This is a genomic window from Rhodococcus sp. 05-2255-3B1, from assembly GCF_002258545.1.
Classification (GTDB): domain Bacteria; phylum Actinomycetota; class Actinomycetes; order Mycobacteriales; family Mycobacteriaceae; genus Rhodococcoides.
The window spans coordinates 1-25027 of the sequence record NZ_NOZC01000046.1; the positions used below are offsets into that span (position 1 = coordinate 1).

General features: G+C 64.1%; 22 protein-coding genes. 15 read left to right on the forward strand and 7 right to left on the reverse strand.

Annotated features, from left to right (window positions below):
* Positions 1-1006 precede the first annotated feature (1006 nt).
* A complete protein-coding gene (locus tag CH249_RS27690; protein WP_143544599.1) occupies positions 1007-1690 on the forward strand; it encodes an HNH endonuclease in 684 nt (227 codons plus the stop codon).
* Positions 1691-1725: 35 nt separating this feature from the next.
* On the opposite strand, the gene mftM is transcribed toward CH249_RS27690, so the two are convergent.
* Complete coding sequence (gene mftM, locus CH249_RS26705; protein ID WP_032398256.1) at positions 1726-2553, reverse strand: mycofactocin oligosaccharide methyltransferase MftM; 828 nt, start codon at positions 2551-2553, stop codon at positions 1726-1728.
* Between the two features lie 291 nt (positions 2554-2844).
* Here mftM and mftA point away from each other — a divergent pair, with 291 nt between their 5' ends.
* Genes mftA through mftD (CH249_RS26730) form a run of 5 tightly spaced genes read left to right on the forward strand, consistent with a single transcriptional unit; the run spans position 2845 to position 6946 of the window.
* A complete protein-coding gene (mftA, locus tag CH249_RS26710; RefSeq protein WP_080730438.1) occupies positions 2845-2958 on the forward strand; it encodes a mycofactocin precursor MftA in 114 nt (37 codons plus the stop codon).
* Between the two features lie 2 nt (positions 2959-2960).
* Positions 2961-3260, forward strand: a complete 300-nt coding sequence (gene mftB / locus CH249_RS26715; protein ID WP_094683638.1) for a mycofactocin biosynthesis chaperone MftB — start codon at positions 2961-2963, stop codon at positions 3258-3260.
* 34 nt (positions 3261-3294) lie between these two features.
* The gene (gene mftC / locus CH249_RS26720; protein ID WP_094683639.1) at positions 3295-4527 is read left to right on the forward strand and encodes a mycofactocin radical SAM maturase; all 1233 of its coding nucleotides are present in this window, start codon (positions 3295-3297) and stop codon (positions 4525-4527) included.
* Positions 4527-5705 carry a pre-mycofactocin synthase MftD gene (mftD, locus tag CH249_RS26725; RefSeq protein WP_094683640.1) on the forward strand — a complete coding sequence of 393 codons (1179 nt, stop codon included), beginning with the start codon at positions 4527-4529 and terminating at the stop codon, positions 5703-5705. The genes mftC and mftD (CH249_RS26725) overlap by 1 nt, the downstream gene beginning before the upstream one ends.
* 8 nt (positions 5706-5713) lie before the next feature.
* Positions 5714-6946 (forward strand): pre-mycofactocin synthase MftD, encoded by a 1233-nt coding sequence (gene mftD, locus CH249_RS26730; protein WP_094683641.1) that lies wholly within the window; start codon positions 5714-5716, stop codon positions 6944-6946.
* 43 nt (positions 6947-6989) lie between these two features.
* On the opposite strand, the gene CH249_RS28590 is transcribed toward mftD (CH249_RS26730), so the two are convergent.
* The gene (locus CH249_RS28590; protein WP_256988499.1) at positions 6990-7316 is read right to left on the reverse strand and encodes a LuxR C-terminal-related transcriptional regulator; all 327 of its coding nucleotides are present in this window, start codon (positions 7314-7316) and stop codon (positions 6990-6992) included.
* 224 nt (positions 7317-7540) lie between these two features.
* On the opposite strand from CH249_RS28590, the gene CH249_RS26740 reads away from it, so the two are divergent.
* Positions 7541-11314 (forward strand): hypothetical protein, encoded by a 3774-nt coding sequence (locus CH249_RS26740; protein ID WP_094683642.1) that lies wholly within the window; start codon positions 7541-7543, stop codon positions 11312-11314.
* A complete protein-coding gene (locus tag CH249_RS26745; protein WP_094683643.1) occupies positions 11314-11532 on the forward strand; it encodes a hypothetical protein in 219 nt (72 codons plus the stop codon). The genes CH249_RS26740 and CH249_RS26745 overlap by 1 nt, the downstream gene beginning before the upstream one ends.
* Positions 11533-11541: 9 nt before the next feature.
* On the opposite strand, the gene CH249_RS26750 is transcribed toward CH249_RS26745, so the two are convergent.
* Positions 11542-12288 (reverse strand): IclR family transcriptional regulator, encoded by a 747-nt coding sequence (locus tag CH249_RS26750; protein ID WP_256988500.1) that lies wholly within the window; start codon positions 12286-12288, stop codon positions 11542-11544.
* Positions 12289-12290: 2 nt separating this feature from the next.
* Entirely contained in the window at positions 12291-13799 is a 1509-nt protein-coding gene (locus CH249_RS26755; RefSeq protein WP_094683645.1) for an APC family permease, read from the reverse strand.
* Positions 13800-14049: 250 nt separating this feature from the next.
* On the opposite strand from CH249_RS26755, the gene CH249_RS26760 reads away from it, so the two are divergent.
* A complete protein-coding gene (locus tag CH249_RS26760; protein WP_032397565.1) occupies positions 14050-15627 on the forward strand; it encodes an FAD-dependent oxidoreductase in 1578 nt (525 codons plus the stop codon).
* A 32-nt stretch (positions 15628-15659) separates the two neighbouring features.
* The gene (locus CH249_RS26765; protein WP_094683646.1) at positions 15660-16310 is read left to right on the forward strand and encodes a Rid family hydrolase; all 651 of its coding nucleotides are present in this window, start codon (positions 15660-15662) and stop codon (positions 16308-16310) included.
* Between the two features lie 62 nt (positions 16311-16372).
* Here the strand turns inward: CH249_RS26765 and CH249_RS26770 are convergent, their stop codons facing one another.
* The 3 genes from CH249_RS26770 to CH249_RS26780 form a co-directional block, all read right to left on the reverse strand.
* A complete protein-coding gene (locus tag CH249_RS26770) occupies positions 16373-17104 on the reverse strand; it encodes an aspartate/glutamate racemase family protein (RefSeq protein WP_094683647.1) in 732 nt (243 codons plus the stop codon).
* A gap of 10 nt (positions 17105-17114) precedes the next feature.
* Positions 17115-18668 carry an NCS1 family nucleobase:cation symporter-1 gene (locus CH249_RS26775; RefSeq protein WP_094683648.1) on the reverse strand — a complete coding sequence of 518 codons (1554 nt, stop codon included), beginning with the start codon at positions 18666-18668 and terminating at the stop codon, positions 17115-17117.
* Between the two features lie 125 nt (positions 18669-18793).
* Positions 18794-19510, reverse strand: coding sequence for a GntR family transcriptional regulator (locus CH249_RS26780; protein ID WP_032398253.1), 717 nt, complete (start codon positions 19508-19510; stop codon positions 18794-18796).
* A 70-nt stretch (positions 19511-19580) separates the two neighbouring features.
* Between CH249_RS26780 and mftE the strand changes: the two genes are divergently transcribed.
* The 5 genes from mftE (at position 19581) to CH249_RS26800 (ending at position 24910) form a co-directional block, all read left to right on the forward strand.
* Positions 19581-20267, forward strand: a complete 687-nt coding sequence (mftE, locus tag CH249_RS26785) for a mycofactocin biosynthesis peptidyl-dipeptidase MftE (RefSeq protein WP_094645401.1) — start codon at positions 19581-19583, stop codon at positions 20265-20267.
* A 125-nt stretch (positions 20268-20392) separates the two neighbouring features.
* Complete coding sequence (mftF, locus tag CH249_RS26790; RefSeq protein ID WP_094632433.1) at positions 20393-21790, forward strand: mycofactocin biosynthesis glycosyltransferase MftF; 1398 nt, start codon at positions 20393-20395, stop codon at positions 21788-21790.
* A 33-nt stretch (positions 21791-21823) separates the two neighbouring features.
* Positions 21824-23317, forward strand: a complete 1494-nt coding sequence (gene mftG, locus CH249_RS26795; RefSeq protein ID WP_094683649.1) for a mycofactocin system GMC family oxidoreductase MftG — start codon at positions 21824-21826, stop codon at positions 23315-23317.
* A 50-nt stretch (positions 23318-23367) separates the two neighbouring features.
* Entirely contained in the window at positions 23368-23505 is a 138-nt protein-coding gene (locus CH249_RS28160) for a hypothetical protein (protein ID WP_176459466.1), read from the forward strand.
* Between the two features lie 109 nt (positions 23506-23614).
* Complete coding sequence (locus CH249_RS26800) at positions 23615-24910, forward strand: transcriptional regulator (protein WP_032397560.1); 1296 nt, start codon at positions 23615-23617, stop codon at positions 24908-24910.
* Positions 24911-25027: the final 117 nt, after the last annotated feature.

The following is a 25027-nucleotide window of genomic DNA, read 5'->3' on the forward strand; positions in this document are numbered from 1 at the left end:
CGAACCCCGACTGGCGTGCCTGTGCCGACGGGAGGACTGCCCGAAAGCGGATGCGGTGTTGCCCGATCGGCGGGTGCCGTTGACGATGGTCACCGTCGACATCGCCACCCTGATCGGGTTGCTTGCGAACCCTGCGTATCTGGCCGGGCACGGTTCCATCGATCCTGATCTCGCCCGGGAGTTGGCGCGCAGCAGTCAGTGGCAGATCCTGCTCACCGAAGCGGTCACCTTCGCCGAAAAACTCGGACTGGCTGTGCAGAACCCGGAAACCGGGGAATGGGAACGAACACCGAAAACCCGAGTTCGGGTACAGGACTCAGGGTCGGCCGCGACAGCGGACACGGGCACGGACGCGGACTCAGGGACGAACGCTGCGTCGGGAACACGCGCTACCGAGACTCGCAGCCGCACCGACAGCAACCCAGAACCCGAGACCGAGACTTGCACGACCACAGGTGCTTCCGTCGACGTCATCACCGATGCGACCACTGCCCCGCATGCGGAAGCGGCGAACGAATCCGCAACCGCAGCATCGCCCACACCCGTACGCTCTCCGATCGATGCGCCGGCAGCGAACACAACCACCTCGCCTTCTACTACCAACGCGACAGCAACCGCATCAGCACCACCGACAGCGGCGGGATCTGCCTCCGACCAAAGGGCAGATCCCGACCATGACTCCGATCCAGCACCATCGCCGGAGTCCGGCACTGCACCGGACCGAAGCGAAACAGGCTCTGCTCCAAAGCGACCCGAGCGACCCGGGACGGTCCCGCCGACATCAGTATCACCACCGACAACAAGCCCCACGCCAGGAACAGTTATCCCGCCGGAACCGGGGACTGCGACATCACCGACTTCGAAGCACGATCAGACGGAGAATCATCAGACGGAGGATTCCGCGGGGGACACCTCTGCCCATTCAGCGGCCGATCCAGCTCCTTCCGAGACCGGGGCAGGCGCGGACAGGCAACGGCGGACGCAATCACTGACCTCCGCCGCATCCTTGTTCTGCACCCACACTCCCGTCGGCAGGGGCACACGGCACAGCTCTGCCCTCGGTCTGCCCGCCAGCGACCTGGGCTCGACACTGCGGCCGAACCGAACCATTCACAGAGCACGCCGCACACCCGGGGGCCTCTATCTCGGCAACGCCTCCCTTGCCGCCGCACTCGAAGCCGCCATCGCCGCAGACCCCACCCTCTGCAACTCTGTACCCCGCGACCCACTCACCGACCGGGCCCTGATCTACCGACCCGACGCCCTCACCACCGCAGCCGTCCGGTTCCGCGACAAACACTGCCGATTCCCCGGCTGCCACCGCCCCGCCGCCCGCTGCCAACTCGACCACATCAACCCGTTCGACCACACCAACCCCGTCGGAGGCGGCTGGACCACCGTCAACAATCTGCAGTGCCTCTGCGAATACCACCACACCGTCAAAACCGCCGGCTACTGGAAAGCCACCATGCTCCCCGGCGGAGCGATCCTGTGGACATCGACATCGAAGACCACCCGAATCACCCTGCCCGCCAACGGCACCGCCGTCCCCATCCTCGGCAACGACCTCAGACCACACATCCCCACCCAACCGAGAAACTCCGGCATCATCGCCTACCCCGACCCACCGGACAACCATGAGTCGATAACAGAACCGACCGCCGAAGACACCGGCGAGCCGCCGTTCTAGGTGTGCTGGGGTAACGCCTCGGATGCGAAACCTGTTCAGGTGAACTGGCGTGCCCTGGTCTTGTCGATCACGAGCCACCCGCCGTGGTGCTCCGAGGTCTCGAACATCGAACCCGTCGACCGACCCAATTCCACCAGCGATGATTCGTCGAACGTGCGAACGTGTCCGTGGCAGGCGGTGGTCTCGGTCTCGAAGGGCACTGCAACAACGACACGGGTGCGCGCGATGCGTAGTGCCTCTCTCACGATGCGAGATCCTGTCTCTGCGTCGACGTGTTCGAGGAGATGCAGTGCAGTCACCGTGTCGACGCTGCTGTCCGCGACGGGAACGTTCGCAGCGTCGCACACCACGGTGTCGAGTGTGATCCCGAGATGCGGGGCCACGACGGCGAGCAACCGCATGGTGCCGGCGGAGAGGTCCGTCGCGGTCACCGAGTGCCCCTTCATTGCCAGTCGGAGCGGAAAGAAGCCGAAACACGATCCCATATCGAGCACCGATCCGACGATCAGGTTTTCTGCGTGATCGTGGACGGGAGCGAAATCGGCAGTGCCGGATAGTAGTTCGTCCAGCGAATTGCGATAGTAGGTGGCCCAGGCGTCGACCGGATCGGCGACGGTGGTGCGGACGATCCCGACCAGCACCAACTCGAATTCCCGCTGCGAAAGACCCACATGACGTGCCTGTGCGGTCACGATCGGAACGAGGCGCTCACCGATCTGGGCCGACGTCAGGCCATGACACACCTGCACGGTCGATCCGGTTCGGACCGCGTCGAACTCGAGTCCATGCAGGTGTCGGACCACCACGTTCTCGTGCGCCCAGACTCCATCGGGGCTCGGTGCGAGTGCATCCAGTTCGGTCATCGATGTCATTTCTGTTCGTCGCACGTCCACTCGGCGTGGCCGCCCCTTCGGTGAGGTCGAGCGTTCCACACATCGGTCGACGAATCGGCCACTCCCGACCAGGTCGGGCCGCTCGGACGATGCTGGCCCCGCACGCCGGACGGGACGATACCTACCCATATGGACGGTTGATCGCGACGGCCGACCAGTTCTGCTCTCACGCCGCTTCCGAGTCGTGATCGGCCGCTAGCGTAGTGATCCGAGACACAACCAATCGGATTGTGACCGAGCATATTTCGCAGGAGGTTCCAGATGTCGAAGAAGAACGAGAACGCTGTGGTCGGTACGGCCGTGGTCGAATCCGATCTCGTCGAGGAGTCGTTGGTCGAGGAAGTGTCGATCGACGGCATGTGCGGCGTGTACTGATCATGACCACTGCAGTGCGCGACGACCTCGATGCGGTCGGGCTGGATCTGGATTCGCGTTGGGTGTTGCATCCACAGGTGGCGTTGCGTCCGGAGTCTTTCGGGGCTCTGCTCTATCACTTCGGAACTCGCAAGCTCTCGTTTCTGAAGAACCGCACGATCGTGGCGATCATCACCTCGTTTGCCCATCATCCGGACATGCGGTCGGCGATCGAGGCCGCAGGGATCACCGAAGAGCAGTCGGCCCCATACGTGAAGGCCCTCGCAACGTTGGCCGACTCGAGCATGATCACTCGCCCGTAGAGCCTGACCCATTAGTAGAAGAGGACTTCCGCCCATGACCTCCACCCTCGAAAGGCCCGCTCCGGTAGGCAAATTGGTCGACCAGTTCGAACTCGGACTCGACGCGCCCATCTGTCTGACGTGGGAGCTGACCTACGCCTGCAACCTGTCGTGCGTGCATTGCCTGTCGTCGTCGGGTCGCCGTGATCCACGCGAGTTGAGCACCGAACAGTGCAAGTCGATCATCGACGAGCTGCAGAAGATGCAGGTCTTCTACGTCAATATCGGTGGTGGGGAGCCGACGGTGCGCTCGGACTTCTGGGAGCTCGTCGACTACGCGACCGCGCACCAGGTGGGTGTGAAGTTCTCCACCAACGGAGTCAAGATCGACAAGCAGGTGGCGGCGCGGTTGGCCGCGTCGGATTACGTCGATGTCCAGATCTCCATCGACGGCGCAACCGCCGAGGTCAACGATGCGGTCCGCGGACCCGGTTCGTTCGACATGGCGTGCCGGGCGTTGGAGAACCTGAAGGAGGCCGGCTTTCGGGACGCGAAGATCTCCGTCGTCGTCACCCGACACAACGTGAGTCAGCTCGACGACTTCAAAGCGTTGGCCGACAAATACGCTGCGACACTGCGTATCACCCGGTTGCGGCCGTCGGGCCGGGGCGCGGATGTATGGGACGATCTGCACCCGACGGCCGGTCAGCAGCGCGAGCTGTACAACTGGCTCGTCGCCAACGGTGAGGGTGTGTTGACCGGGGATTCGTTCTTCCATCTCTCGGCGTTCGGTGACGCTCTGCCCGGGCTCAACCTCTGTGGTGCCGGGCGCGTGGTGTGCCTGATCGATCCGATCGGCGACGTGTACGCGTGCCCGTTCGCCATTCACGAGAACTTCCTCGCCGGCAACATCGTCCGCGATGCGAAAGACGGCATGTGTGGATTCCAATCCGTATGGCAGACATCGGAGTTGTTCCAGGATCTGCGCTCGCCGCAGACCTCGGGCGCGTGCACCAAGTGCGCCCACTTCGACGCGTGCCGTGGTGGCTGCATGGCAGCGAAATTCTTCACCGGTCTGCCCATGGACGGCCCGGACCCCGAATGCGTCATCGGGAACGGTGAAATGGCGTTGGCAGCGGCGGGGGAGATCCCCAAATCCAGTGTCGACCATTCCCGGACCGGGCAACGCAAAACCCCACGAAAGTCGGTGCCGCTCACGTTGATGATGCGTCCGCCGGCGAAGATCTGTGACGAGAACCCGCTCGCAGGAATGGAACAGGAAAGCTGATGGCGAAGAGTGCGTGGTTCGAGACCGTTGCCGAAGCGCAACGGCGTGCGAAGAAGCGTCTACCGAAGTCCGTGTACGCCGCCCTGGTGGCAGGCTCGGAGCGCGGACTGACGATCGATGACAACATGGCGGCGTTCGGTGAACTCGGCTTCGCCCCGCACGTGGCCGGGCTATCGGACAAGCGTGACCTGTCGACGACGGTGATGGGGCAAACGCTGTCGTTCCCGGTGATGATCTCGCCGACGGGCGTGCAGGCGGTGCATCCCGACGGTGAGGTCGCTGTCGCGAGAGCTGCTGCGGCGCGTGGGATTCCGATCGGTTTGTCCTCGTTCGCCAGCAAGTCCGTCGAGGAGGTCGCGGCGGCGAACCCGCAGACCTTCTTCCAGATGTACTGGGTCGGATCGCGCGAGATACTGCTGCAACGGATGGAGCGCGCACGCGCAGCCGGGGCGGTCGGGCTGATCATGACCCTGGACTGGTCGTTCTCCAACGGCCGCGACTGGGGTAGCCCGTCGATCCCGGAGAAGATGGACCTCAAGGCGATGGTCCAGTTCGCGCCGGAAGGCATCGTACGCCCGAAGTGGTTGTGGGAGTTCGCCAAGACCGGCAAGATCCCCGATCTGACGACCCCCAACCTGACCCCGCCTACGGGTGGTCCGGCCCCGACGTTCTTCGGTGCATACGGCGAATGGATGGGCACCCCGCTGCCGACGTGGGAGGACGTGGCGTGGCTGCGTGAGCAGTGGGGTGGGCCGTTCATGCTCAAGGGCGTGATGCGCGTCGACGATGCGAAGAGGGCTGTCGACGCCGGGTGCACGGCAATCTCGGTGTCCAATCACGGCGGCAACAATCTCGACGGCACCCCGGCACCGATCCGGGCGCTGCCCGCGATTGCCGAGGCGGTGGGCGATCAGGTCGAGATCACCCTCGACGGCGGGATTCGGCGCGGCAGCGACGTGGTGAAGGCGCTGGCGTTGGGTGCGCGAGCGGTGCTGATCGGGCGGGCATATCTGTGGGGCCTGTCGGCGAACGGTCAGGCGGGCGTCGAGAACGTACTCGACATCCTGCGCGGCGGAGTCGATTCCGCTGTCCTCGGGCTCGGGCACACCTCGGTACAGGACCTCTCGCCGTCGGATGTGGTGATGCCGGCCGGGTTCGACCGCAGGCTCGGCGTCTAGAGCGCTGCGTGCTCACCGAGTCCGGTTGGTTCGAGTCCGTCGCGCAGGCCCAGCGGCGCGCGCAGAAGCGTCTTCCGAAGTCCGTCTACTCGGCGTTGGTGGCAGGATCGGAACGCGGAATCACTGCGTCGGACAACACCGCTGCGTTCGCCGAACTCGGGTTCGCCCCGCACGTGGCAGGGCTGTCGAACACCCGTGAGTTGTCGACGACGCTGATGGGGCAACCGCTGTCGTTTCCGGTGATGATCTCCCCGACGGGCGTGCAAGCGGTGCACCCCGACGGCGAGGTTGCCGTCGCGAGGGCGGCAGCGGCACGCGGTGTGGCGATGGGGTTGTCGTTGTTCGCGAGCAAACCCATCGAGGAGGTCGTCGCAGCGAACCCGCAGACGTTCTTTCAGCTTCACTGGGTCGGATCACGGGAGTTGTTGCTGCACATGCTCGATCGGGCACGCAATGCGGGTGCCGTCGGGCTGATCGTGACGATGGACTGGTCGTTCTCCGAGGGGCGAGACTGGGGGAGTCCGGTGATTCCCGATCGCCTCGATGCCAGGGCGATGCTCCGGTTCGCACCGGAAGCACTCGCGCATCCGCGATGGCTTGCGCGGTGGGCACGCGCGGGCACCCTCCCGGATCTGACGGCACCCAACCTCGCTCCGCCCGGAAAGCCCGCGCCGACGTTTTTCGCCGCATATCGCGAGTGGAAGTCCACGCCGCTACCCACGTGGGAGGACATCGCCTGGTTACGTCAGCAGTGGGACGGTCCGTTCATGCTCAAGGGCATCTCGCGGGTCGACGACGCGTTACGGGCCGTCGACGCCGGCGTCACCGCGATCTCGGTGTCCAACCACGGTGGCAACAATCTCGACGGTTCCCCGGCGTCGATTCGGGTGTTGCCGTCCATTGCCGAGGTAGTGGGAGAGCAGGTCGAGATCACCCTCGACGGTGGCGTCCGGCGGGGAAGCGACGTGGCGAAAGCGCTCGCGCTGGGTGCGCGGGCAGTGCTGATCGGTCGGGCCTATCTATGGGGGTTGGCCGCGAACGGTCGAGCAGGAGTGGAGAACGTGCTCGACATCCTCCGCGGCGGACTGGATTCCGCGGTGCTCGGTCTCGGGCATGCATCGGTGCACACGCTCGGACCATCCGATGTCGTACTACCGACCGACTTCGCTCGCGCCGATCGACTCCCCGTTCCGGAATACCCGACGCCGATGCGAACAAGGACGGCACAACCCATCCGGTGATTCGCGCCCGGCCATCCCGCGCGAGGGGCAGCCGCATCGGCGGTCACCAATCGGACAGTTGAGTGTGACCGTCCTGCAGGGCGCGGGCGAACAGGGCCGCCTTCGTCGGCGCGCTGCGGCCCACTGCCGCGTACTTCTGTCGGACCCGGGTGATGTGTGTGTTGATCGTGCCCACCGATATGTAGACGGACCGAGCTGCGACCGTTTTCGAGTCGGAGGCGAACCAGGCCAGCATGACCTCGATCTCGCGCGCGCTCAACGCAGGCTTGGGGCGACGAGTGTCGGTCGGTGTCGGGAGTGCAGTGGGTGCCGACTCTCTCGGCCTTCGAAACGGGTGATGTACCGACGATGCCGACGTCTGCTCGAGCACGAAAATTCTCCCCCTCGTGTATCCGTCCATCCCCGACCTCAGCGTCCATCGTCGAAGCAATGGCGTCGCGGATCCAGCTGTGCGCGCAAGTCCATACAAGGTCAATACGGACGACTCCGGGTTCCACGTGTGCGTCATTCAAACGCAGCAATTTACTGTTTGTCCTGCTCAGTGGGCTGTTCGAGGCATCGGTGCATGATCTGCCGGCTCTATAGTTTTCGCCCATGACCTCCGATCGCCCGGATCCCTCGTCGATCTCGGATCGCACCGAATTCGCCGCGGCGTTGCGTGCGATCAGGATCCAGGCGAATGCCACGGTCCGCGACATCGTCGAGCGTTCCGGTGGCCTGCACGGCACGATCAGCGGCTGGTTCTCCGGTCACCACGTACCCACGAAGGCCAGCGCCGAGATGTTCGCCGCGGTCCTGGTCGCCTGCGGAGTCGACGACGAGGACGAGCGGGCGCGGTGGTGGGACGCGGTGTCCAGGGTGCGGTCCGTCTCGGGCAGGCGCACGGTCGACCCGGCGAAGGGCAGCCCACCGTACAAGGGGCTGGAGGCGTTCGGGACCGCCGATTCGGAGTGGTTCTTCGGCCGCGACGACGTCGTCGACCGTCTGAGCACGCGCGTCCGCGGTGTTCTCGACAACGGTGGAGGCATCGTCTTCGTCGTCGGTGCATCGGGCTCGGGCAAGTCCTCGCTACTGCGCGCCGGCCTGGCATCGAGGTTCGCCGGTTCGGAAATCTGTTCGGGCGTGGGCGATATCCGTGCCTTTCCCGAACGAGTCGGGTCGTTCGCGTCGGGATCGGTCGTCGTTCTGGATCAGGCCGAGGAGTTGTGGACGCTGGCGACAGCGCGCGAGCGCGAGAACTTTCTTCGTGCGGCCTCCGCCTCGACCGACTCCGGGTCGGTCCTCGTCATCGGTCTGCGGGCCGACTTCTACCAGAACGCCGTGTCGGAGGATGCTCTGCTGGCCGGACTGTCCGACAACCCCGTGGTCGTCGGCCGCCTCACCGAATCGCAGTTGCGGGAAGTCATCGTCTCGCCTTCAGCGAAGGCGGGAGTGACCGTCGACGATGCCCTCGTACAGGTACTGATCGGGGAGTTGGGTCCGCGTGGATCGCAGTTCGCCCACGACTCGGGTGCCCTGCCGTTGCTCTCGCACGCATTGCTGACGACGTGGCAGGTCTCGAGCGGAAGGACGCTGACCGTCGCGGACTATCTCGCAACCGGCGGAATTGGCGGAGCGGTCGGCCAGAGCGCCGAGGGAGTGTTCTCCGCCTTGACGTTCGAGCAGCAGCGCGAAGCACGCCGCATCTTCATGCGTCTGGTCAATCTCGACGACGACGTGGTCACTCGTCGCCGCGTCGATCGTGTCGAGCTGTTCCACGGAGACGACGACATGAACGTGGTCACCGACGTCGATGTCGTCATCGAACGGTTCGCCGCGCGCAGACTGCTGACCGTCGACGAAGAGACGGTCCAGGTGACGCACGAGGCGTTGCTCACGGCATGGAAGCGGCTGCGTGAGTGGCTCGACGACGACCGTCAGTGGCTGGTCGAACACCGTCGGCTCACCCAGGCGGCCGAACTGTGGGAGAACAACGACCGCGACGAGGGCTCGCTGTTGCCGGAGTCCAGGCTGCTGGTGGTACAGGAATCCGTCGGACCGGTGCGTCGGCGCGACCTCAACTCCACCGAGAAGCTCTACCTCCAAGCGAGCGCGAATCGAGTCGAGCAACAGTACAGAAACGACAGACGTCGACGACGCACCCTGGAAACGCTCGTCACGGCACTGGCGATTTTGACCGTACTGTCAGTGACACTGGCAGTGACGGCGTTCGTCGCCCGATCGGACGCGAACGCCGGACGGCTCGCGGCCGAACACGCCGAGGCCGAGGCCGTCTCGCGTCAGATCGCCGGCGTCACGCAGCAATTACGAACGCAGGATCCCGGGCTGGCGGCCTACTTCGCGCTGGCGTCCTACGAGGTGGACCGAACGTCCGAGGCGCGATCGGCACTGCTCGATTCCTCGGCGATTCATACTCCGGTGCGGCTGCTCGGTGTCGAGGGCAATGCAGTGACCGCGGTCGACCCACGCGGAGTCATGGTGGTAACAGGCGGTTCCGACGGGCACGTGCGGATGTGGTCGCTCGCCGACGGCCACGCGCGGCTCGGTGAGATCGTCACGCGTGACTCGCGGGTGCTGACGTTCGATCCACGCGGAGGAGTCATCGCTGTCGGTGGAACCTTCGGTGTCGAGCTGTGGGATGTATCGGACCCGGCGACACCGACGAAGTTGTCGAGCACGGATGTGGTCGGTGTGGGGAACCTGTCGTTCTCGCCGGACGGACGATTTCTGCTCGTCGGCACCCAGGACGACAGATTGCCTCTTCTCGACGTGGCAGAACCCGCCACGCCCCGCACGGTCGGTGAAATCGCCCAACCAGGTTCGCCGTCGGCCACGGAATTCAGCCCGGACGGCCGGTTTCTGGTGACGGTCGGTGCCGGCCGCGCGCTGCGATTGTGGGACGCGAGGCAGCTGACCTCGTCTCCGGCAGCCCCCACCGTGCCGTTGATCGACGTCCCCTCGGACGGATCCACCTACACCGCACTGCAGTTGGCATTTTCTCCCGACAGCAGGACGTTGACAGCGGGTACCACCGGTCGTGAGGTTCTACGGTGGGCCGTCGACGCGGGCGGACTTTCTCCTCTGCCTGCGTTGACGGGATTCACCAGCTACGTCAACGATGTCGCGTTCAGCGGCGACGGAATCCAGATCGCTGCGGCGAGCTCGGACAATTCGTCCAAGGTATGGGACGCCGCATCGGGGACGCTGCAGCTCACGCTTCCCGGTCCGATCGAGGTGAGTTCGCTGGCATTCACGCCGGATCGCTCGTCGATCGTGACCGCCAGTGGTGATGGCACAACCCGAATCTGGCCGCTTCCGGGTCCGGCCCTCGCGGACGCCGGAGACACGATCTTCCAGAATCCTGTCGGTGCAGCGGGCACCCGGCTACTGGTCGGTGCAGGTCGTCGCGCGTCCGCAACAACCCTCTGGGATGTCGAGGACGTGGAGCATCCGGTGCCGTCGAAGCCGTTGGTCCTCGGTGACGGAATGGCGCAGACGGGTGCGGTGGCGCTCACGGCCGACGGCACTCTGGCCGCGGTCGGCACCGCAACTGGGGGATTTCAGCTCTGGGACACAACCGATCTCGACGATCCGGTGGCCCTGGGTTTCGTCCGGGAGGCGACCGGCAGCCTGACCGCGGTGCTGGCGTTCGATCGCTCGGGGACGATGTTGGTCGCGTCCGGTCAGAACTCGAACGACGCGTCGGTGTGGTCGCTCGAGGATCCGGCTGCCCCGATGAAGATGTCGACCCTGCAGGCCGGGAACTATCCGGCGGGCATGGCGCTGTCTCCCGACGGTTCGGTACTGGCCATCGCCAGTGTCGGGGGCGTGGTCGAACTGTGGGATATCAGTAACCCGACCGACCCGCGCCGCACGACCACACTCGGCGGATTCGGAGGCTCCGTTCAGGCCGTGGCCATCTCACCGGATGGGCGAACTCTCGCCGCCGGCGGTGCGGATCGTTCCATTCGACTGTGGGACATGACGAATACGGCTGCCCCGCAACACCTATCTCGCATCGTCGGACCCTCCAGCCCGATCTACTCGCTCTCGTTCGATCGGTCCGGCACGCGGTTGGCCGCGGGCGACGGGGGATCCTCGGTGTGGCTGTGGAATGTCACGGACCGTGCCGCGCCATCGCAGTACGCTGCCCTCACCGCGTATGGCATGCGCGTCAACGATGCTGTGTTCGCCGCGGACGGACGAGTGCTGTTCGGCGGTGGCACGGCTCGCGATGTCCGCATCTGGCGGACCGACCCCGACGAGGTTCGTACTCAGCTGTGCGAATCCGGGGGGTCGGTGGTGACGGAAACCGAATGGGCACAGTACCTACCCGGTGTTCCCTATCGGAGGTTGTGCGAGACCTGATGGACTCGGAGATGGTGTACTGGCACCATGACCGACAAGTCTCCGAAGGTCCCCCGACACTGTCTGCTCTCATCGCGATCGTTGCGTCCTGTGTCGTGGTCTACGTAGCGTGGTTCGAGGACTCGATGTCGACTGCTCTGCAGGTTGTGTTGCTGCTCGTCGGCGTGCTGGTCGCCGGCGGAGCGATCGGCTACACGATCGCGTCCGTTCGTCGCTGAATTGGACTGTCATGGGCGCAGCCTCCCCGCTGATGCTCGGAGCAGATCGATCAGATCGGAGTCGTCCGTCCGTAGTCGTCCGGTCTTGCCGATCGCTGCCAGACATCCACTGACCGAGCCCGATTCGTCTCGAAGTGGAACCGCAATGGCCGAACGCCCGATTCTCATCTCGTCGGTTTCGGTGGCGAGGTCCGACGTGCGAACTCGGGTCAGCTCCGCGGACAGTGCGTTGCTGTCGGCGATGGTGTGTGACGTGAAAACCCGCAGTTTCCCGGTCGGGAGGGTCTCGGAGCGACGTGCCAGCATCATTTTTCCGATGGCCGATGCATGGGGATGTATCAAGATGGCGCTCTCTGCGACCAAATCGTGGTCCGGATCTCGATCCACCAGACTGATGCGGCCGCCTTCGTACGACGCGAGGTACACACCGAATCGAATGTGGGATCGCAGACTGTCCAACACGTCGCGGCGAATGGAATCGGGATCGTGACCGGGATCGGGTCCCGCGAGTTCGCGCGTACGTCGACCGAGCGCGAACCCGGAAAGGTCGTCGATGCGTACGAGGTACCCGTCTGCGACCAACAGATTGAGCAGCCTGTATGCAGTTGCGGGCGCAACCCCTGTTGCCTGTGCGATCTCCTTGGCGCTCGCCCCTGGTCCGATGTGTGCGACGGCTTCGAGGAGAGCGAGCGCTTTCTGTACTGCGCGCGGCTCGTGACCCGAGATCTCGGCGACCCGCGGTGTACGCACGGCCACTGTCATCGCTCCCTGTGCGGCTGCTTGACCAAAGCGACAGCGCCACGGGAGTTCTCACCGTAGGACGCGGAACCGGGCAGCACGTCCGTGGTTTCCGCGCTGTCGAACACACCGATGGATCGAAGGCCGAGAGGTGAGCGCGTACGCAGCCACGAGGCCCATATGGTTCCGGACAGTGCAATGACCGAGAACACCGAGATCAGAACGAGGTTGTCGGTGATCCCGTCGGTGAACAACAGCAGCATCAGAACCCCGACGCCGCAGCCCGAGGCGAGCGCGGCTGCGACGACAACAGGTGTCTCGAGTTCACCGATGCGGCGCAGGAACAATACGGCAGCGATCGCGACGAGTACGTATCCGACGATCAGGGCGGCGCGGGCAGCAAGTTTCACGTTGTCGATCAGCGGCCCTTCCGACACGACCGAGAACAGGATACTGGCCGAAGCGAAGCCGACGACAACACAGACCAGCGCCACGGACGGAGTGCGGAATCGTCGGTGAACAGAGCCGAATATTCGGGGTATCACCCTTTCGATCCCCAGCGTGTAGACCAAGCGAGACGCCGCATTGGAGGAGGCCATCGAGGAGGCCAGCCACGAGCAACTCAGTCCTACGTTCACCGCGATCACGAGCGACGGATCGATGCCGGTGGACGAACCGTGCAGGTACGCCTCGATGAGAGTGTTGCCTCGGCCGGACCACACAGCCCACGCAGCGAAGGTGAACAGTGTTCCGCAGATGATGGGGGTGAGCATCACAGTGCGAGTGACGTTGACGAGCGGGCGACGTGCCTCGGGAGCAAAGAACGTGGCGCTCTCGAAGCCTGCCAGTGAGAACATCGCCGCCAGCGCGACCAGCAGTAGCCCGTGTGACGACTCTGCGGTCTCCACATCGACTGCTCGGCCCGCACCATCGGGAATCATCAGCAGTACGAGGATGAAAACCAGTGAACATACTTCGACGACGAGTATCGCCGTTGCGGCGAACCTGACACCGCGCAGCAGACAGGCCAGGATCGATGCGGCGATCAGCAGGTAGATGGTGATCGTAGGAATGCCTCCGCGCGCATCGATGTGGAACTGGTCGAGCACAGTCATGACGGCCTGGCCGCCGCTGTAGAGAGTCAGCGCTCCACTGGCGCAGTACTTCACGAGCATGGCAGTACCGACGGTGAGCGCAGCGCGAGCTCGCGCGCCGTGGAAGGTGAAGCTGTACAGCCCCCCGGATGCGGCGAGCCTGCGGGTGAACTGCGAAATACAGAATGCGATGAGCGATACGACGATCGTCGCGGCAGCGATCGTCAACACACCTCCGAGCATTGTGTCGTTCGTCAGCATGGCGATGGGCAGCACCACCATCGATGCAGCGGGTGCAGTAGTGGCGATCGACTGGGCGAGTACCTCGACCCCTGACAGCTGTCGCCTTCCGAGCGCGCGGAGAGGTGACAGTGCGGGCTGCGCCGGCTCACCGGCAGAGAACGACCTGGCGATCGCGTGCTCGAGTGCGGACATGGTTGCCGAAAATAGTGGGCGCATGTTGCACGGGCATTGCGAACATGAATCGGCTGGAACCGTACGAGTGGGAATGCCTCGTCCGAAATCCTGTCCGTTCTCACTCGCGCTTTCTCGATGGTTTCCCGAGGTTGATCTTCCCGAATTACCTGCCGTTCAGGATTGCACTCGAAACTTTTCGATCCCGGACCACCGAGGCACCGGGCAGCACGAATGGGAGCATGAATTGCCAGTAACACGGAGATCGTTCATGCGAGGTCTCGGAGTCACGGGAGGGGCCGGGCTCGCCTATGGAGCGATGTCGACGATCGGCCTCGCTCCATCCGCTCAGGCGGTGCCCACACGGTTCAGACCGCCGGCGAGGTCCGACCTGATCGGGAGGGTCGAGGGAAGTCCTTCGGTGGTCGTGCTCGGCGGTGGTCCTGCAGGACTGTGTGCGAGTTACGAGCTCCGCAAAGCGGGATACTCGGTGACGATTCTCGAAGCGAGGAACCGGCCGGGCGGCCGTGTGTGGTCTGTTCGCGGTGGTGCCGAGGAGACGGATCTGAACGGGGAAACTCAAACGTGCACGTTCTCCGACGGCCACTTCTACAACGTCGGCGCGACCCGAATACCACAGAGCCACATCACGATGGACTACTGCAAGGAGCTCGGTGTCGAGCTCCAGACATTCGGCAATCAAAATGCCAACACCGTAGTCAACTACAAGAGCGACACGGCGCTCAATCAGCAGTCGGTGAGCTACCGGGCGGCGAAAGCAGACACGTACGGATACATGTCGGAACTGCTTCAGAAAGCCGCAAACCGGGGTGCTCTGGACGACGTGCTCAGCCGCGACGACAAGGACGCCCTGTCCGAGTTCCTCAGCGATTTCGGTGACCTGTCCGATGACGGGCGGTATCTCGGATCGACGCGGCGCGGCTATTCGTCCGAACCGGGCGCAGGTGTCGACTTCGGTGCCGAAACGAAGCCGCACAGCATGTCCGACGTCATTCGCAGCGGGATAGGCCGCAACTTCAGCTTCGAGTTCGGTTACGACCAAGCGATGTTGATGTTCTCACCTGTCGGTGGCATGGACCGAATTTACTACGCCTTCGAGGAGTCGATCGGCGTCGACAACATCGTCTACGGAGCCGAGGTCACGTCGATGAAGAACGCCGGCGAGCGCGTCGCCGTCGAATACACGAAAGACGGAAAAGCGGAATCGATCGACGCCGACTACCTGATCTGCACGATTCCACCCAACCTGATCGGACGCCTCGATACGAATCTACCCGCAGACGTGTTGGCGGCGAACAGAGCGGCCAAGCCGTTCTCGTCGGGCAAGCTCGGGATCGAGTACTCACGCCGATGGTGGGAGACCGACGAGCGCATCTACGGGGGTGCCAGCAACACCGACCTCGACATTTCGCAAATCATGTTCCCGTACGACCACTACAACTCCGATCGCGGTGTCGTCGTCGGGTACTACAACAGCGGCAAGAGGCATCAGGCCTTCGAATCCCTCACTCACAAGCAAAGGTTGGCGAAAGCAATCGCCGAAGGATCCATGATTCACGGCGACAAATACACCCGCGATATCGTGAGTTCCTTCTCCGGCAGTTGGCGTCGTACGAAGTATTCGGAGAGTGCGTGGGCCAATTGGGAGGGGTCGGGTGGTTCGCACGGCGGTGCCGCCACGCCGGAATACGAGAAACTGCTCGCACCTGTCGAGCGAATCTATTTCGCAGGCGATCACCTCTCCAATGCAATTGCCTGGCAGCACGGTGCCTTCACATCGGCTCGCCAGGTCGTCACCGCGCTGCACGAGCGCGTCACCACGTCCTGATCGAAATCCCATACCTGTCGAAAGGCACCACGTTGTCACACGTCACTCGCTCACTCGTCGCCGCTGCAGCAGCGGCAACCATTCTGTTCACCGCAGCGTGCTCCTCGGATTCCGAGGCCTCGGGCGACACAACCGAAACCACCGCGGGCGCACGGTCGGTGATCGAACCCGGCGAGGACAACCCGATGATCGCGCAAGGCGTCGAGATATCCGGCGATGCAACTGTATACAAGACCAGCGGTATCGGAGGTACAGCCATGAACGACGCTGCTGCGACCGGTACCCCCGAGTCCTACATCGACACCGAAGAGTTCCCGGGTGGCACGTTGCCTCCAGGTGTCACAGTCACCGAAGCGCAAGGCATCAACGTACTGAAGAAGATCCGCGACAACCTCGAACAAGAGGGCTACACACTCGAGGACGTCGTGACGATGCGCGTGTTTCTCGACAACGCGCCCGGCACCGGCATCGCCGATTATGCGGGCTGGAACCGTGCTTATCGGCAGTTCTTCGCAAATACGAATCTCGATACGGATGAGACAGAACTCGTTCCGCTCGGTAGCGCGGAGCCTGCGGCACCGCTGGAACGCAACTCCGCGCGACCTTCCCGATTCGCGTTGGAGGTCGCCTCGCTTCCGGTTCCGGGCTGGCTCGTCGAGGTAGAAGTGGACGCGGTCAAGTAGTTGTTCGAGTGCATCGATCTTGCGATCGGATCGAGAAATTGCACTCCAGTGGATTTCGGGCGCTACTGCCTACTGAATCCCTCGAGCATTCCTGTGTAGAGCTTGGCCGGTGGCGTAGCGAACTCGCCGCGCTTTCCGGTACCCAGTCCCAGCGAGACCAGGGACTGCACGAACAACGTTCCCGCGGCCACGCCGTCGACCACCGGTACTCCGATCTCGGCCGAAATATGTTGGCACAGATCGGCCATACCCGCGCAGCCGAGAACTACAGCATCGCTACCGTCCGTCTCGACGGCCACGCGGCACGCCTCGGTGACGATCTTGCGGGCGTCGGGATCGGTCTCGAGATCGAGGACCGGCAGTTCGCACGCATGAATGCCGAGGCAGTGGCGTCCGAAGCCGTATTGGTTCGCCAGATCCTGGGCACGTCCGATGGTGCGTCCGAGTGTGGTGACGACGCTGAATCCTCGACCCAGGAAACTCGCGGCGTGCATGGCCGCCTCGGCGATACCGACGACCGGCCCGGCCGCCAGCTCGCGGGCCGCGTCGATACCGGGATCTCCGAAGCAGGCGATGACGTAACCGTCGACCCCAGCGGCCTCGCCCCGGGCGATCTCGGCGAGAATGCCTGGGACACTGAGTGCTTCGTCGACATGACTTTCGATGGACACGGGCCCCATCGAGGGGCTGACCGCATCGACGACCGTGCCCGGGCCGACCACGGCCCGGGCACAGTCACCGATCGTTGCGGTCATCGAACTGGTGGTGTTCGGATTGATGACCTTGATGAGCACGGAAGAAATCCTAAGCCGTCGCTGGGACGTCGAAGTTGGTGACAGCCAGCTTGGTTCGTGTCGCCAGGTAGAAGTACATGACGAATCCGATACCGCAGCCGATGAACCAGCTGTACTTCGACGCCGTCGACATGCCGGCGATCTCCATGCCGTCGATGGCCCCGTTGAAGAGGACGGTGAACATCGCGACCAGCGCGCCGACGACGGTGGAGTACACCGCCGCCGGGTTGTAACCCTTGGAGTACCAGTACAGCCCGGTGGACGACATCGAGAACAGCTCGTCGACGACGACCTTCTGCTTGCGGACGAGGTAGTAGTCGGCGATGAGGATGCCGAACAGTGGTCCGATGAATGCACCGAGGGTCTCGAGCGTCAGGTGGATGACGTCGGGGTTGTTGTAGAGGTTCCACGGCGTGATCAGCACCGAGCCGATGGCGGCGATCATTCCGCCCGCGCGCCAGCTGATGCGCTGGGGGCTGACGTTCGAGAAATCGAATGCAGGGGAGATGAAGTTGGCGACGATGTTGATACCGATGGTGGCGATCGTGAAGGTCAGCGCGCCCAGGACGATGGCGAACGTGCTGTCGATCCGTGCCACGGTCTCGACCGGGTCGGTGATCAGTTCACCGAACACCGGAAGCGTCAACGACGCAGTGACGACGACGAGTATCGAGAAGACCAGGAAGTTCACCGGCAGACCGAGGAAGTTGCCCTTCTTCACGGCGGCGTAGGACTTTCCGTAACGCGAGAAGTCGCCGAAGTTGAGCATCGGGCCCGAGAAGTAGGACACCACGAGCGCGATCGCACCGAGCATGACCGGAATGGAGCTCAGACCCGTGTGCTCGACTTCTCCGAGGTTCAGATCGATTGCGCCCCAGCCGGCTTTCCAGATGAGGTAGCCGCACAGCATGAACATCACGACGTACACCGCGGGGCCGCAGAAATCGATGAACTTGCGAATGGACTCCATGCCCCGCCAGAACACCGCCGCTTGGACGACCCAGAGGAACAGGAAGCTCGCCCAGCCGAGCAACGAGAGTCCGGCGAAACCGTAGTCGGCGGTGACGGCATACGGAGCGAGAGACGGGAACAGCTTGATCAACACGATGTCGAGAGCGGCCGAGGCCAGGAATGTCTGAATTCCGTACCAGGCCACGGCGATCAAGCCACGAATGATCGCCGGAATGTTGGCACCGAGAACACCGAAGACACTGCGGCAGATGACCGGATACGGAACTCCGGACACCTGGCTCGGCTTGGCGACGAGGTTGCAGAAGAAGTACACGATCGTGATGCCGACGAGCAGCGCGATCAGCACCTGCCAACTGGCCAACCCGAGCGCGAACAGGCTGCCCGCGGTCACGTAGCCACCGACCGAGTGCACGTCGGACATCCAGAAGGCGAAGAGATTGTACGAGGTCCACGTCTGCTTCTTCAGCGGAGCGAGATCCTCGTTGGTCAGCCGCGGGTCGTAGCTGTCCTTGATCAGGCCACCGCCGACGGGGTGGCCCGCGGCTTCCACGAGATCTCCCGTTTGAGCGGGACCGTGCGCTGTATCTGTCATCGATGCTCCTGACGGCATGGCATTGAGGTGAACGAAGGAGGTGAACGAGCGAATGAGGAAAAGCTAGCGGCGCAGTGTTGCGCACTCGTGACGCGAGCGATATATCTTTCGGATTCGTCCCTCGGCTATTCCGACGGCGGATCGGCAAACAATCCATGGTCGTTCGACAGTGTCGAAATGACCGAATTGAGACGCGTGTGGTGATGTTGTGCTGCGCCGAGCAGTCCCGCGGAATCACCGTCCAGGAATGCCGTGAGCATATCGGCGTGGTCGCTGTGCAGTGATGCCCTGTCGGAACCGGCGACATGCACCATCGGCTGCACGGGTTCGGTGATGTTCCAGGCGGATTCGAGCATGTGCAGCAACCGGTGCATCCGAGAAGGCCGCGTCAGGGACAGATGGAATTCACGTGAGAGTCGGTGATACTCCCGCGAGTCGTCGCGAGCCAGTGACGCTTCGAGCTGCCGATTGATCTCGATGAGGTGTTCACGGTCGGCATCGGTGGCGAATTCGACGGCGATCGGCAGCGCTGCAGTCTCCAGAACCTCTCGGACGATGTACATTTCGCGTAGTTCGGCCGCGGTCAATTGGGCGACCGTGTAGCCGAGATTCGGCCGATGATCGACCAAGCCCTCGCCGATCAGCGTCTTGAGGGACTCGCGCACCGGTATTCTGCTCACCCCGAACAGTTCGGCCACTTCGTTGAGCGGAATAGGGGTATTCGGTGGAGCGTCGCCCGCGAGAATTACCCGACGCAATTCGCGCAGGATCGACGGCTGCGGGCCACCGGGTGCCGATATCGACAATTGCGAGAGCAATATGGACCGACGGCGGGGTGGCACGAATGGAAGATTAACGACCGTGTGTTTCGGCGGCGTGACGGCTTCGTTCCATCCGATATCATCTGCATCCATGTCCAGGGACTCACTCGGTGCTCAGTACTGGCCGGACGTCGACCGGTCGAGGACCCTCGTCGTGCCGGTCGGTTCGATCGAGCAGCACGGACCGCACCTTCCCCTCGACACCGACACTCGTATCGCCGACGCCGTGGCGCGAACCGTTCCGCATGCAACCGTTGCCCCGCCGATCGCCTACGGAGCCAGTGGTGAGCACGAAGGATTTCCCGGCACCGTCTCGATCGGTGCGGCCGCGCTCGAAACGCTTCTGGTGGAGTACGGACGCTCCGCCTGCCGGTGGGCCGAGCGGGTGGTGTTCGTCAACGGCCACGGCGGAAACGCACCGACGGTGCGGACCGCAGTGCTGCAGCTCCGGTACGAGGGCCGCAATGTCGTGTGGTTTCCGTGCGCGATACCCGGAGCAGATGCTCACGCCGGCCGGACCGAAACGTCGTTGCTGCTGCATCTTTCGCCCGAGGCGGTGGACATGACGAAGGCGCAGGTGGGAAATGTGACCGATATCGCCGCCCTGCTCCCGGCACTTCGCGACGGTGGATTGGCTCCGGTCACCGCCAACGGCGTGCTCGGCGATCCGACCGGGGCCGATGCGGAGGAAGGGCGTCGCGCCTTCGAGCAGATGTGCACCCGAGCGGCCGATGCAGTCGGGAGATGGAGTCCCTCCGAGCAGGGCGTGATCTCATGACCGAACCCGGTGAAACGCCTGGTCGCGACCCCGAGCAGAAGCTGCGGAAAACGGGGAACAGGTATGTTCCGTCCGATTTCTCGGGTGGCCGACGCTCCGGCGGCTTGTCCGCTTACGATCTCCTGATGGGTGAAGGTCGGTTGCCTGACGGCTTCGGGGTGCGAGTCGATCCACGCGTACGTACATTCTCCGAAGGGCGCGTCCTGATCGGTGGTTCACCGACCCGCATGCTCAAGCTGGCACCGACCGCTGCGGCCATGATCGGCGACGGGTTCATCGAAGTGACCGACTCGCAGTCCGCGCTCGTGGCCCGCAAATTGCTCGACTCCGGAGTCGGGAATCCGCGGCCGATGTCGATTCCCTCGCCGAGCGACGTCACCGTCGTCGTGCCGCTCAAGAACAACGAGGCGGGGTTGGAGCGCTTGATCGCGTCGCTCCACGGGCTGCATGTCATCATCGTCGACGACGGCTCGGACGTGCCGGTCGCCGTACCGCGGATCTCCTGGAGCGTGGGCAGCATGACGGTGCTGCGGCACGAGCGCTCACGTGGACCTGCTGCCGCACGAAACACTGGCTTGCGATGTGCAACAACGGATTTCGTAGCCTTCTTGGACTCCGACGTCGTGCCACGTAAGGGGTGGCTGGAGGTGATGCTCGGCCACTTCTCGGATCCGGCGGTCGCCCTGGTGGCCCCCCGCATCGTCGCACTCGAGCCCGAGGGCAGTGCGCTGGCCAGGTACGAACATGCCCGCTCGTCGCTCGACCTGGGTCGCAAGGAAGCGGCGGTACGGGCAGGCAGTTCGGTGTCGTACGTCCCCAGCGCCGCGATGTTGATGCGTCGGTCGGTGGCGATGGACTGCGACGGATTCGACGAGTCGATGCACGTGGCCGAAGACGTGGACCTGTGCTGGCGATTGCAGGAAGCGGGGTGGAGGCTGCGCTACGAACCCGTCGCCCACGTCGCGCACGAGCATCGCGTCACCTTCGCCGAATGGTTCGCCCGCAAGCTGTTCTACGGCACCGGTGCCACACCGTTGTCGGCACGTCATCCGGGAATGGTGCCGCCCATCGCGATGTCCCCATGGACGTTGGTTGCATGTCTGCTCGCCGCGAGTCTGACGCGGATCGGTCTCGTCGGCGCTGCCGCCACACTCGGCGTGACGATCGTTCGCCTGCGCAGGATGTTCGTCGGTCTGGACCAGCCCACTCGGATCGCGGCCATCCTCGCGGCCGAGGGTTTCGTGGCGGGGTTGTGGCAACTGGCGTCGGCCTTGTGTCGGCACTATTGGCCGATCACCCTGCTCGCCGTCTTGTTGTCGAGTCGTATTCGTAGAATCGCACTGGGATTGGCTGTCGCAGAGGCGTTCTCGGATTGGTACAAGCACCGGGAGCCCGGCGGTCTCGATCCGGTGCGTTATGCCTTCTACAAACGAGCCGATGACGTCGCCTACGGAGCGGGGCTGTGGCACGGTGCACTGTCCGCCCGCAGCGTCGACGCCCTCAAGCCCCGCCTCGACGGCTGACGTGGTGCCACCCCGGTCTGCTCCGTCGACGGTGTGAACCCGATCGAGTTCGCCGACGTCATCGTCGTCGGAGGTGGTTCCTGCGGCTGCGTTCTCGCATCGAGGCTCAGTGAGAACCCCGATCGGTCGGTGCTGTTGCTCGAAGCCGGGCCTGCGTTCCACAGCGTCGCCGACGTTCCGGCGGCCGTGCTCGACGCGTCGACACTTCCCATCGGCCCCGGTAGCGAATGGGTGGGAACCTATACGGCCGAACTCGCGGCCGGTGTGTCCCGGACGATCGCGCGAGGCCGGGTGCTGGGAGGCTCCGGCGCAGTGAACGGCGGCTACTTCGTCCGCGCCACGCCGGGTGACTTCGATGCCTGGCCGCAGTCTTTGTGGTCGTTCGATCAGGTGCTGCCGTTCTACATCGGCTCCGAAACCGATCTCGATGCCGACGCGGTCGATCGGTGGCACGGTTCCCGCGGGCCGATGCCGGTCTCGCGCACGTCGGAGCAGGACCGACATCCGCTGACCGCATCGTTCGTGCAGGCGGCCGCGAACGCAGGTTTTCGATTCCACGAGGACATGAACGCACCCGACGCGGCCGTGGGAGGAGTGGGCGCAGTTCCGTCGAACATCCGAAACGGTACCCGTGTAAGTGCCGCTCTGGCATACCTTCTGCCGGTCATCGATCGAAAGAACCTACGGGTACAAGGGAATACGACGGTGTCGTCGTTGATGTTCGAGAAAAACAGGGTGGCCGGGGTCGAGATCATCGTCGACGGTGTACGCAGTATCGTGAAGTCCGACAGGGTGATTCTGTCTGCTGGTGCTGTGCACACCCCCGCGTTGCTGCTTCGATCCGGCATCGGTCCGGCCGAAAGCAGTGTTGCGCTGGGGATTCCGGTGATCTCCGACAATCCGGGCGTCGGCCGTGGCTTCAGCGACCACCCCGAGGTTGCCGTTCCGGTAGCGACGACCGAAGAATTCTCGACGGTATCTCGTGCTCTGGAAGCGGTGTTGCACTCGGGCGACGTCGAGATCAGGCCGTACACCAGGAGATTCGATCGATTGATCTCCGGTCTTTCGCGTGGGCCGCACGTGTTCGGTGTCGGCCTCATGCGCTCGACGGCACGCGGGAGCATCACGCTGCGAAGCTTGGATCCGTTCGAGTCCCCGGACGTGCGATACCGCTATCTCGAATCGGAGGTCGACCGGCGCGCTATGCGCGAGGGCGTCGAACTCGCGCGCGATCTACTGGCGTCGCCGATCATGTCGGAGATCGTCGATGTGCCCGCGATCGACGACCCCCTCGCGGCACTCGGTACTTCGCTGCATCTGTCCGGCAGCGCCAAGATGGGCCCGGAATCGGACCCGGAGGCGGTGCTCGACGACCACTGCCGGGTGCGCGGTGTCGACGGTGTCCTCGTCGTCGACACCTCGGCGTTTCCGGTGGTGCCCAGCCGCGGCCCGCATGCGACGGCGATCATGTTCGCCGAGCGCGCAGCGGCCTTGATTGCAGACCACGGTAGGGGTGTCGAGGCGTAGCGTTCATGGTCTGGGGACCGTTCGGGTTCCCCGATAGATGGGTTACTGCCATGTCGGACAAATCGCCCCGCAACACGATGACCAAGAAATCCGGCAAATCTCTCAAGGACAAGCGCGCGGACAAGCGGGCCAAGTCGAGTGGTGACACCAGCAACGACATCATCACGTCGAGCGCCAAGAAGAAGTAGGCAACCGGGGTCGGCGCGACCGGCCACAGCCGCGCGCGCCGGCCACGGCTGTATCCTGGTCTGTGAGCTGGGTAACAACGATGTGGACAGGTCACGGAGGAAGCGTCGAATGGCAAGCCGATCGGACAGTGGCGGCAACCCCTGGGTCGCAGTGCGTCCCGGCGAGGACGTCGCTGTGCTCGCGCGCCAGATGTCCAGTGCCCACCAATCTTTCGTGGACGACCTCCGTACTCACGGTTCGACGGTGAGGTCCGTCGTACTCGACTCGTGGATGCGCAGTCGCACCAAGGGGGTCGATCCCGACGGCGGAAACGACACTCCGGCATTGACCGGGCCGGATCTCGAGCGCTACCGCAACGGGCATCCGATGGCGATCATTCGTCCGGTCATCCGAAAGCTGCTGGTCGAGGACGCGGCGGACACCGGCTTACTCGTCGCCATCTCCGATGCCGAAGGCCGGCTGCTGTGGGTCGAGGGTGACTCCGCAGCCAAGGACCGAGCGCTCACGATGGACTTCGCCGAGGGGGTCGATTGGAGCGAGGAGAACAAGGGCACCAATGCCCCCGGTACCGCGCTCGCAGTCGACCACAGTGTGCAGATCTTCGCGTCCGAGCATTTCTCTCGGTCGGTGCACGAGTGGAGCTGCTCGGCGGCACCGGTTCACCACCCCACCAGTGGCCACATCCTGGGGGCGATCGACATCACCGGTGGCCCGCGCGTCGCGGTGCCCGAGGTGCTCTCGCTGGTGCGTGCCACCGTCGCCGCCGCCGAGTCCGAATTGCGCCTGCATCTGATGAACTCGCCGAAATCGTTGGGCGACACTGCTCCTCGGCTCGAGGTTCTCGGATCCGGACGGCCGGGAGTGGTGCGTGGTTCCGGCCGGATACCGCTCTCCCAGCGACACGCGGAGATACTGCTTCTACTCGGTGAGCATCCCGAAGGGCTCAGCTCCGACCACCTCGCGGTGCTGCTCGACGAGCAGGAGCTGGACTCGGTGACGATTCGCGCCGAGATGTCGAGATTGCGCAAGGCATTCGGTACCGCAGGCCTGGCGTCGCGGCCCTACCGTCTGGTCGGCGAGCTGTCCTCGGACGTCGGCGACATCCGGCGTGCCCTCGACCGCGGAGACGTCGAGGCTGCTCTTCGTATCTACTCGGGTCCGGTGCTGCCCGGATCGTCCGCGCCCGGCATCGAGGAGATCCGCGAGGAACTGCGGTCCCGAATGCAGGCCGCGTTGCTCCGACTCGGAGATCCGGTGTTACTGGCGCAGTGGACGTCGTCGATTCACGGTCGATCGGACGTGATCGCGTGGGAGGCCTACCGGGCCACCCTGAGCCGAGACTCCGCGCTGTACGGGCAGGTCAGTGCGCGTATCGATCTCCTCGACCGCGAACTCGGAATCTGACGGTAACGCCACTGTCGGCACCTCCGGCAGCAGCGGCAACACAGATGCAGTCGCATCGGCAACGTAGTTGCAACGTTGCAAGCCCTAGTGTCCTGAATCACACACCGCATCAACTGT